Source organism: Synechococcus sp. B60.1, from assembly GCF_047462555.1.
Taxonomy (GTDB): Bacteria; Cyanobacteriota; Cyanobacteriia; order Thermostichales; family Thermostichaceae; genus Thermostichus.
On the sequence record NZ_JANSJN010000016.1, the window covers coordinates 16,431 to 25,129 of the forward strand.

Here is an 8,699-nt window from a genome sequence, read left to right on the forward strand (position 1 = left end):
TACTGGGTGGGGGGATCCCTGCGGGATGCCTACCTAGCTTGGCTGCGGGGCCAGCCTAGCGACCCCAAGGGGCCGTTGGATCTGGACTTAATGTGTCCAGCCGATCCCGTGGGGTGGGCGGCGGGGGTGGCACGGCGGCTGAAGGCTGGCTTTGTGGTGCTGGATGCGGAGCGACAGATTGCCCGCATTGTGCTGGGCCAAGGAAGGGCTTCTCCTCCCACGGCGGCGACGGTGGACGTAGCCCTGCAGGTGGGCCCCACGCCAGAGGCAGATCTGCGCCAGCGGGACTTCACCTGCAACGCCCTCGCCCTGGCGCTGCAAGAGGGGCAACTGTTGGATCCTACAGGCGGTCGGGCAGACATTGAGCAAGGGTGGCTGCGTATGGTTCACCCCGACAACCTCAGCGCCGATCCAGTGCGGCTGTTGCGGGCCTATCGCCAGGCAGCTCAGCTGGGGTTTGCGCTGGATCCGGCCACGGCAGAGGCGATTCGCCAGCGGGCCCCCCTTGTGGCCAATGTGGCGGCAGAACGGGTGCGGGCCGAGGTGGTGACCTTGTTGGAGACGGGGATCCCGGGCCTGGCCCACCTGCAAGCGGCAGTGGCGGCAGGGTTGCTGGTGGCTTGGCTGCCCCGCCTAACGCCCCAGAGCTGCGGCTTTGCCCAGGCTCAGGCAGTGTGGCAATGGGCTGAGATCTGGCAGCTCCAGTACCCCCGCACGCTGGCGGAGCTGGCCCAGCCTTTGGCGGATCGGCGCAGCGCCCTCTTGGCAACGGTGGTGGCAGCCCTACTGTGGGATCCGGCGGGCACCCCCGCCGAGACGGTGGAAGCTGAGCTGGAACGGCTGCGCTTCAGCCGGGCAGAGATGCGGGCCATTCAAAAGCTGCACCAGCTTCTGCCCCAGTTCCAGCCGCTCCTAACCCACTCCCCCTCACCCAGCCAACAGTGGCGGCTCTATCACCAGGCGGGATCCCTCTTCGGCGGCCTAGCCCTGCTGGCGGCAGCGACCGGCAGCAGCCCCCAAAAGATAGAGTCCTGGCTGCAGCGCTACGAAGATCCCCAGGATCCCCTGGCCCATTTGGTGCCCTTGCTGGATGGCCGCGACCTGCTGCACAGCTTGGGTGCTAAACCCGGACCTTGGGTGGGCCAGTTATTGCAAGATCTCCAGGAAGCCCAGGCTTCGGGTCAGATCCAAACCCGCGCCGAAGCCCTTTCCTTTGCCCGCCGCTGGCGCGAGAGAAGCTCCCAAACCTAGCCGAAGCGATAGCCGAATCCGCGCACTGTCACCAAATACTCTGGGTTGCTGGGATCCACCTCCAGCTTTTCCCGCAGCCAGCGGATGTGGACATCCACGGTCTTGCTGTCGCCCATGAAGTCGGATCCCCAAACCCGCTCCAGAAGCTGTTCCCGCGTCCAAACGCGGCGGGGATTGGACATGAACAGCTCCAACAGGCGAAACTCCTTGGGCGAGAGACTCACCTCCACCCCCCGCACCAACACCCGGCACTCCTGGGTAAACATGCAAATATCCCCGTAGCGGAGCACCATGGCCTCGCTGGCGTAGGCCTGCTGCCGACGGCGCAACACGGAGCGACAGCGGGCAATCAGCTCCCGCATCCCAAAAGGCTTAGTTAGGTAGTCGTCGGCCCCCAGCTCCAGGCCCATCACCCGGTCGGTCTCGCTGCTTTTGGCTGTCAGCATCAAAATGGGGAGGGTGTTACCCTCCCTACGCAACAGACGGCATAGATCCAAGCCATTCAAACTGGGCAGCATTAGATCGAGGATCATCAAGTCCAGCCGCTCGGCTGTATGCACCAGCTCTAGCGCTTCTCGACCGTCCACTGCTTGCAAAACTCGGTATCCTTGTTCTTCAAGGGCAAGGGCAACGGTTTCTCGAATTGCGTCCTCATCATCCACCACTAGCAGAGTCTCCAGCAGGGGAGAAGCTTCCTTGACTTGAACTTGGGGAAGTTGACTGGTCATGGAAAGGGTTGCTTGCATGGCAGACTCCGTCTCGTTTGCGCGAACGGCCTCACAGAGGAAAAGGAGCAAAGTTCATCATCCTCAACAGCAGCCCCCCGCTAGGATATCAAACTTCTCAGGCTGGCCAATAGGGGGAAAAGAGGAGCCAAATGCTGGCCAAAAAGGAAAGACGGCGAGGGAGGCGACAAGGGTTCCAGGGTAGGGCAGTTCAGGATGATTTAAGATCGGTGCGGAGCCCCATTCCCCTTGGCAACTGGCCCTCTTTTGATCTGGCTATGTCTGCCCCTCCTTCTGCCCTCTGGGCCACTGGCGGAGCGATTTTACGGCTGTTGCGCTGGCACAAGCCGGCAGGGCGGTTGATTTTGATGATCCCGGCTTTGTGGGGGGCTTTTCTGGCCGGACGGGGAACGCCGCCTTGGCCGCTGGTTGGGATCCTGGTTTTGGGCAGCTTAGCCACCAGCGGGGCAGGCTGTGTGATCAACGACCTCTGGGATCGGGATTTGGATCCCTTGGTGGAGCGCACCCGCAACCGCCCCCTGGCCAGCCGCGAATTGACCGTTGCCGTCGGCATCGTGATGGCGCTGCTGACCTTGGCCTGTGCGGCGGGGCTGGCGCTTTTTCTCAACCCGGTCAGCTTTGCCCTCTGCGTGGCGGCGGTGCCGGTGATCCTGCTCTATCCGGGGGCCAAGCGGGTGTTCCCGGTGCCCCAACTGGTGCTAGCCCTGGCTTGGGGATTTGCCGTGCTCATCAGTTGGACGGCGGTGAGCGGCCAGGATCCCCAGAAGCCCCTGTGGGAGGAGGGGCTGGGCTGGCTGTGGCTGGCCACGGTGTTGTGGACGTTAGGGTTTGATACGGTCTATGCCCTATCGGATCGGGAGGACGACGAGCGGGCCGGGATCCACTCCAGCGCCCGCTTTTTTGGGCGACAGACGCCGACGGCGGTGGGGCTATTTTTCTTGGGCGCCGCCCTTGCCCTCTTAGGGGTGGGGATCAGCCTGCAGTTGCACGCGGTCTATTTCCTCAGCTTGGCAGTTGCCGCCGCCCTCTGGGGCCGGCAAACCTGGCAGCTCCACCAGGTCAATCCCCCTCCCACTCTCTACATGGCCATCTTCGGCCAAAACGTCCTCCAGGGCTTCATTCTCTTGGCAGGGATGATCGCTGGATCCCTGCTGGCCTGAGGAACCCTGGCTGGAGCTAGTTGGGATAGATGCGCAGGCGGCGGTTGGGCTCTTCGCCAAAGCTCTGGGCCCGCAGGTGATAGTGCTCCACCAACTGGTGCTGCAGCTTGCGGATTAGAGGGGAGCGGGGCAGCAATTCCACCGGCTGGGACTTGGGAATGACGATCTGCTCCACCGCCAGGCGGGCCTCCTCCAAGGCTTCCGTTTCGTCGCCCGAGCTGGCCCGAATGAACAGCTCCAGGTCAGAATCAGAGCCGTCCTCGCTTTCGATGTTGAGGATGTGACGCAGGGCGCGGGCAAGGGCAATCAGAGTATTGGCCTTGACGGTGTGAATCGGGATCTGGCGGGCGTGGGCCAGTTGCTGGATCTTGGAGCGGCTGCGCACCTGGGATCGCAACGCCAAAACAATATCGGCCTCATCCAGGTCTTTGGTGACATCCGCCGACAGCTTCAAAGTTTGGATCACCTGCTCCAGGTAGAAGCGACTAACCCCGTAGGGATAGATCCTCAGCAGCCCCTCCAGGCCCCGTTGCCGTTCTGCCAGGGCCGCTGCCGCAGGTTCCTCCCAGTCGGCATCCTCTTCTTCCTCAGACCTGGACTCTGCCTTGGGGCTGGCCATAACTTGCGGCTCAGGACGGGATCCCGCTGCTGCTGGCGGGACGGCCCCTTTGGCCGAGGGCGAGCCAGATTCACCAGGCTGGCGCAAACGAGTCTCGCTGGGTTCTAAGGGCAAAGCTTCCATCCGCCCAGAACGGTGCCATCCCCCTCGCTCCCGCGTCGGGGACGGGGTGCTGCCGGCAGGGGGGGGCCACTGGGGGCCAGACAGGGTGGGGCGCTCGATCACCACTTGGCCACGTTCGTCCAGGCTGCGCAGTTGCACCAGTGGCTCGCGGTTGCGCAGGAGGCGATCCACAGTGGCCGCCACATCTTCGTGGATGACCCAGCGATCCCGCTCCAGCATCTCCACCGCAATCTCAAACGTGGGGGGGGCTTTGCGCTCCAGGACACTCTTCTGGCAGCCCCGCCGCCGCGCCTCTTCGTCTCCCAGCGTGACGGATTGGATCCCGCCTATGAGATCCGAAAGGGTGGGGTTTTTGATTAGGTTGTCGATGCGGTTGCCGTGGGCAGTGGCCACCAGTTGCACCCCCCGTTCGGCAATGGTGCGGGAGGCCAGAGCCTCCAACTCGGTGCCAATCTCGTCGATCACCACCACTTCCGGCATGTGGTTTTCCACCGCCTCGATCATCACCTTGTGCTGCAGCTCCGGGCTGGCCACCTGCATGCGCCTGGCCCGGCCAATCCCTGGATGGGGCACGTCGCCATCACCGGCAATTTCGTTGGAGGTGTCGATGATGATGACCCGTTTGTGCAGCTCGTCCGCCAGCACGCGGGCAATTTCCCGTAGGGCGGTGGTTTTGCCCACCCCTGGGCGGCCCAGCAACAGCATCGAGCGGCCCTGCTCTACCAAATCGCGGATCATGCTGATGACGCCGATAACGCAACGCCCTACCCGACAGGTGAGGCCGATGATCGTGCCCTGGCGGTTGCGAATGGCGCTGATCCGGTGCAGAGTTGAGGCAATGCCAGCCCGGTTGTCGCCGCTAAACTCTCCCACTTGGCTGATGACCAGATCCAGGTCGGCGCGGGTGACTACCTCCTCCGAGAGGTAATCGGCAAAGCCGGGGAAGCGGGCTTCCGGGCGGCGGCCCAAATCCAGCACCACCTCCACCAACTGATCCAACTGGGGATGCTGCTCCAGGCGCTGGCGAATGGGGGCGGGCAGAACATCCAGAAGCTTGTTCAAATCGTCGTTGTAGTGGACTTGGCCAGGAAAAGGGGTGCGATTGCTTAGGCGGTGCGGAGCACTTTCCAGATTCGCCGACGGGTTGAAGGGCTGTACTGAGAAACTCATGGTTAAGCAACGTTGTTAAACACCGGAAAAACAGGTTTGTCTGGGGGCCACCGCTCGTCGCTTCACTTGCTGCACCAACTGTTTGGCCAATGGGATCCCGCCTGCCAATCCAGATCCCCCCTCCAAATAGGCGGCCACCAACTGTCGCGCATAGCTGCCGAAGGCCACACCCGCCACCGGCCAACAGGGATCCAACAGCGACACCGTTTGCCCATTGGTTCCTCCTGCTAGTTGCACATAGCCAGGCAGGCCCATATCCAACACCTTGCGGGCCAACTTTAGGGTGGCCTTGCTGGTGCCAGCTCCAATGTCTCCACTCATGGGCCGGCCATCCACCTGCCAGATCAACACCTCCGGCAGGGGATCCATCAAGGCCAGCAGATCCCGTAAATAAGCCTCCAAACCGGGGCCATCGTTAAAGCTAATCGAGACGGCCCGCAGCCGCCGCAGCCAGGGCTTTAGGGATCCCCACAATTGCGCGAATTGACTTTGCCGACCAATACGGGTGTGGATTTCCACCGCCTCAACCCCCAGCTCTAGCAAGGACGGCAGGATCTCCGCCGCCGCAACCTGATAGCCCTGGGTGGCAATGCGCTGGTGGGGACACACTGGCTCACAGCGGCCACAGCCGTAACAGAGCTCTGCCCGGATGTGGACTTGGGTGGAAGCGCCTGCCCGAATCAAGGCGTGGGGCGGACAAACAGCTAGGCAGGGCTGCGGACAGTCGGCAGGACAGACGGGATCCACCAGCACCGCCTTACGAAAATGCACATCTTCGCCGTCGTTGACGCTGACCATCAACCAGGGGGATCCCACCTGGGGATCCTCCGCCTGGGCCCGCCGGATCCCTTGTTGGGCAGCTTGCACAATGGCCGGATCGGCGGCAACGTCAATGCAATCGGCACCGGCCAGCGTGTAGAGAAAAGAGAGCTCTCGAATCGACGGCAAGTGGTGGAAACTTGCGCCACAGATTAGCTTAAACCAAGTACCCTGTTGCAGCGAGACGTTCGGCAAGGTCACAGACACGGAAAGCCACCGGCAGGATGGGAGTCTGGGCTGCAGGCCGCCTACTTGAGATGGTAGCAAAGAATTTTCGAGGCATCTGGGCAGATCCTCAGGCACTCTGCAGAGGTTGCCAGCGAATTGACCGCTCTCGACCCAGCTCCACCACAAATTTCACGCCCTTATCTTCTTGGCTCAGCTTCACCAGGTAGGAGAGTTCTTGCCGGCTGAGCACATGCCCCTCATAAAACCAAAACACCAATCCCTTAGCCTTTGGGGGCAAGGTGGCACGGTACTGCTCGATCAACGAGGGGTAGAAATAGGTACGCCGCTGCGATTTGCCCAGCGTGGCAGGCCGCACCCCATGGCTGGACGTCAGATAACTGACCAAATCCCCAATCCCCTTGCTGGACAGGGTGACTACCTCGTAGCCGGCCCCGCGCAGCCGCCGCAGGTAATGCCCTTCGGATCCCCCTTCCGGGGTGACAAACATGGCCAAAGCCCCGCATTGCTCGAGCTGTTGCACAAACTTGGCACCTGAGCCCACCAGCAACATAAAGCACTCCGTCTTCCTCAGAGTTGAGAGTCTAGGATCTCGAGACCAGCCTTGCCCGTGCCCATTGTAGCGGGAGTAGGCCCCCAGGCGAGGATAGAAGTTACCGATGGAACTCATAGAAGCACCCCGGCCTCCCCCTACCTGCCGGAGGAGGGGAGGAAGACATGAAGAGGCGTTAGAATTGAGAACAACAGGAGAGCAACAGACAATGGCTCAACCAACCTATCCCGTAACCAAGAGCGACGCCGAGTGGCGTGAGCTGCTTACTGAAGAACAGTACTACGTGCTGCGCCAAGAGGGAACCGAGCCCCCCTTCCGCAACGCCTACTACGACAATAAGGCCCCAGGGATCTATGTCTGCGCGGGCTGTGGGCAGGAGCTCTTTTCCTCGGCAGCCAAATACGACAGTGGCACTGGCTGGCCCAGTTTCTGGGAGCCGGTTGCTCCGCAGGTGATCGGTACCAAGACGGATTGGAAATTGTTCGTGCCTCGCACAGAGGTTCACTGCTCCAACTGCGGGGGACACTTGGGACACGTGTTTCGGGACGGTCCCCCACCAACGGGTTTGCGCTACTGCATCAACTCTGCTGCTCTCAAGTTCATTCCCACCACTACCTGAGCCTTTTCTCAGGCAACGCTAGAATTGGGCAGCCTGCCTGGGTGAACTGATGTCGGACTACACCTTTTTGGATGCTGCCTCGATCTTGCTGCGGGAGGGTCTGGAGGCACTCTTGGTGCTGGTGGCTTTGCTGGCCCTTCTGCGCAAAAGTGGGCAGTCAGCCCAACAGCGCTGGGTTTGGCTGGGAGGATCCATGGGTCTGCTGGCAGCGGTGATGCTTGCCTTGCTGGTGAAGTTGTTTTTCCAGCAGTTGCTGACCCACACCCGCCAAGAGGTGCTGGAAGGGATCACGGGGCTGGTGGCGGCAGGTTTGCTGTTTTCGGTCAGCCTCTGGCTGCACCAGCGGGCTGCCATTGCCTCCTGGCAAACCTTTGTGCAAGAACAAGCCCAGGCAGCGCTCGCCACCGGCCAGGTCTTTTCCCTCGCTTTCCTGGCCTTTACAGCGGTGTTTCGCGAAGGGGCGGAAACGGTGTTGTTTTATGTGGGATTGGCCCCTTCCCTGGCGGCAGAAGATCTCTGGCTGGGGATCGGTCTGGGATCCCTGCTGCTGGTGGGAATGGCGATTTTGCTGCTGCAGGTGGGGCTGAAGCTGCCCTTGGGGGCTTTTTTCCGGGGTTTAAGCCTGCTGATTTTTTACTTGGGCTTTAAGTTCCTGGGCAGCGGCCTCCACGCTTTGCAAGTGGCGGGCTGGCTTCCGATGACCCCCTTATCCGGGATCCCGAAGCTGCGCTGGTTGGGTCTGTATCCCACTTGGCAGACGCTGATCCCGCAACTGGTGCTGCTGGGAACGGCCTTTGTCTTGTGGATGAGGCAATGGCTGCGAGCTGATTCTGCTCAAAACCTTTCTCCGTGAGAAACTTCTGCAAAGCTGGATGCGACAGAGACCTGCAGCCCGCTGGCGCGAGCGGGGGTGTGTCAACCAATAGCCGTGCAGCCAGACAGAACGGCGGCGGTCGAATAGTGAGGCCTACGGCCCGCTAGCGCGAGGGGCGTTCTACCTGTTGAGGCAGTTTGTGCAGTACAAGGCAATGAGGGCAGAGGTCAAGGTTGTAGTGGTGCCGCCTGCCTATCGCTCACAGACCTGCCACCAGTGTTTGTGGCTTGGCCAACGGGAAGGAAAGGGTTTTTTGCTGGGTCAACCCGGCCTGTGGCTGGGAAAGGGAGGCAGCTTTTACCACTCGCGTTAGGGGGACGGAGTCCTTTGTAATTGCGCTGTTGGGGGCAACCGGCCTAGAGAGCGGTGGTTGGCCTGCCAACTATAGGGCTACTGTTCGCCTCAGCGGGACGGAATGGCTAAGCCCCCGACTAAAGTCGGGGGAAGTTTACTCGGCGGGGTTACCTGAAATCAGGTGTCGTAAACCCGGCACTCAACGGCATCTGGGTTTTCGGCGCAGTGCTGCTCAAGGCTGCTGGGAGTTTTGGGCTGGTGGCTGCGGGCTGCCAGCACTTCTTC

At 61.6% G+C, this 8,699-nt stretch carries 10 protein-coding genes; 5 read left to right on the forward strand and 5 right to left on the reverse strand.

Annotated elements, in window-relative coordinates:
• On the forward strand, positions 1-1,251 hold a 1,251-nt coding region (locus NW863_RS03270), incomplete at its 5' end, for a CCA tRNA nucleotidyltransferase (protein ID WP_414364362.1).
• Here NW863_RS03270 and NW863_RS03275 read toward each other — a convergent pair.
• Positions 1,248-1,979: a response regulator gene (locus NW863_RS03275; RefSeq protein ID WP_414364363.1), complete on the reverse strand. Its 732-nt coding sequence runs from the start codon at positions 1,977-1,979 to the stop codon at positions 1,248-1,250. The two genes, NW863_RS03270 and NW863_RS03275, sit on opposite strands and share 4 nt — an antisense overlap.
• Before the next feature lie 275 nt (positions 1,980-2,254).
• Here NW863_RS03275 and NW863_RS03280 point away from each other — a divergent pair, with 275 nt between their 5' ends.
• Complete coding sequence (locus NW863_RS03280; RefSeq protein WP_414364366.1) at positions 2,255-3,157, forward strand: 4-hydroxybenzoate solanesyltransferase; 903 nt, start codon at positions 2,255-2,257, stop codon at positions 3,155-3,157.
• Positions 3,158-3,173: 16 nt separating this feature from the next.
• Here the strand turns inward: NW863_RS03280 and NW863_RS03285 are convergent, their stop codons facing one another.
• The 3 genes from NW863_RS03285 to ndhN form a co-directional block, all read right to left on the reverse strand.
• Positions 3,174-5,069, reverse strand: a complete 1,896-nt coding sequence (locus NW863_RS03285) for a R3H domain-containing nucleic acid-binding protein (RefSeq protein ID WP_414364368.1) — start codon at positions 5,067-5,069, stop codon at positions 3,174-3,176.
• A 15-nt stretch (positions 5,070-5,084) separates the two neighbouring features.
• Entirely contained in the window at positions 5,085-6,095 is a 1,011-nt protein-coding gene (locus tag NW863_RS03290) for an LdpA C-terminal domain-containing domain (RefSeq protein WP_414364369.1), read from the reverse strand.
• A gap of 88 nt (positions 6,096-6,183) precedes the next feature.
• Complete coding sequence (gene ndhN, locus NW863_RS03295; RefSeq protein WP_414364400.1) at positions 6,184-6,627, reverse strand: NAD(P)H-quinone oxidoreductase subunit N; 444 nt, start codon at positions 6,625-6,627, stop codon at positions 6,184-6,186.
• A 208-nt stretch (positions 6,628-6,835) separates the two neighbouring features.
• On the opposite strand from ndhN, the gene msrB reads away from it, so the two are divergent.
• From msrB to NW863_RS03310, 3 genes are all read left to right on the forward strand, one after another.
• A complete protein-coding gene (gene msrB, locus NW863_RS03300; RefSeq protein ID WP_414364370.1) occupies positions 6,836-7,246 on the forward strand; it encodes a peptide-methionine (R)-S-oxide reductase MsrB in 411 nt (136 codons plus the stop codon).
• A gap of 49 nt (positions 7,247-7,295) precedes the next feature.
• Positions 7,296-8,099 (forward strand): FTR1 family iron permease, encoded by an 804-nt coding sequence (locus NW863_RS03305; protein WP_414364372.1) that lies wholly within the window; start codon positions 7,296-7,298, stop codon positions 8,097-8,099.
• Between the two features lie 175 nt (positions 8,100-8,274).
• A complete protein-coding gene (locus NW863_RS03310) occupies positions 8,275-8,433 on the forward strand; it encodes a hypothetical protein (RefSeq protein WP_414364374.1) in 159 nt (52 codons plus the stop codon).
• A 158-nt stretch (positions 8,434-8,591) separates the two neighbouring features.
• Here NW863_RS03310 and NW863_RS03315 read toward each other — a convergent pair whose 3' ends face one another.
• Positions 8,592-8,693: a CP12 domain-containing protein gene (locus tag NW863_RS03315; protein WP_414364402.1), complete on the reverse strand. Its 102-nt coding sequence runs from the start codon at positions 8,691-8,693 to the stop codon at positions 8,592-8,594.
• Positions 8,694-8,699: the final 6 nt, after the last annotated feature.